At 68.2% G+C, this 836-nt stretch carries 1 protein-coding gene; it reads right to left on the minus strand.

Translation table 11 applies throughout. The annotated features are described in order from the left end of the window. A partial coding sequence (locus NQ160_RS24295; protein WP_441338279.1) for a preprotein translocase subunit SecA occupies positions 1-836 on the minus strand: 836 nt, incomplete at both ends.

Below are 836 nucleotides of genomic sequence, written 5' to 3' on the forward strand. Positions count from 1 at the left end.
CGCTGACGGTTGAGCACATCGTCGTACTTGAGGACGTTCTTGCGGATCTCGGCGTTGCGGGACTCCACCTGGGACTGGGCGCTCTTGATGGCGCGCGAGACCATGGTCGACTCGATGGCGACGTCGTCGGGGAAGTTCGTGCGCGCCAGGATCGCCTCAGCGGCGCCGGACTGGAACAGCCGCATGAGGTCGTCGGTCAGGGACAGGTAGAAGCGGCTCTCGCCGGGGTCTCCCTGACGGCCGGAGCGACCGCGCAGCTGGTTGTCGATGCGGCGCGACTCGTGCCGCTCGGTTCCCAGCACGTACAGGCCGCCCGCTTCGACGACCTTCGTCGCCTCTTCGGCGACCGTGTCGCGCATCGAGGCGTACACGGAGTCCCACGCGGCCTCGTACTCCTCGGGAGTCTCGACCGGGTCCAGGCCCTGGGCCTTCAACTCCTGCACCGCGAGGAACTCGGCGTTGCCGCCGAGCATGATGTCGGTGCCGCGGCCCGCCATGTTGGTGGCGACCGTCACCGCGCCCAGCCGCCCGGCGCGGGCGACGATCTCGGCCTCACGGGCATGGTTCTTGGCGTTGAGCACCTCGTGCTTGACGCCCTTCTTGGCCAGCAGCCGCGACAGGTACTCGCTCTTCTCGACGCTCACCGTGCCGACCAGCACGGGCTGTCCGGCGGCGTGGCGCTCGGCGATGTCCTCGACGACCTGCGCGAACTTCGCCTGCTCGTTCTTGTAGACGAGGTCCGGCTGGTCCTTGCGGATCATCGGCTTGTTCGTCGGGATCGGCACGACGCCGAGCTTGTAGGTCGACATGAACTCCGCCGCCTCGGTCTCGGCGGT

This window comes from Microbacterium sp. zg.Y909 (assembly GCF_024626565.1).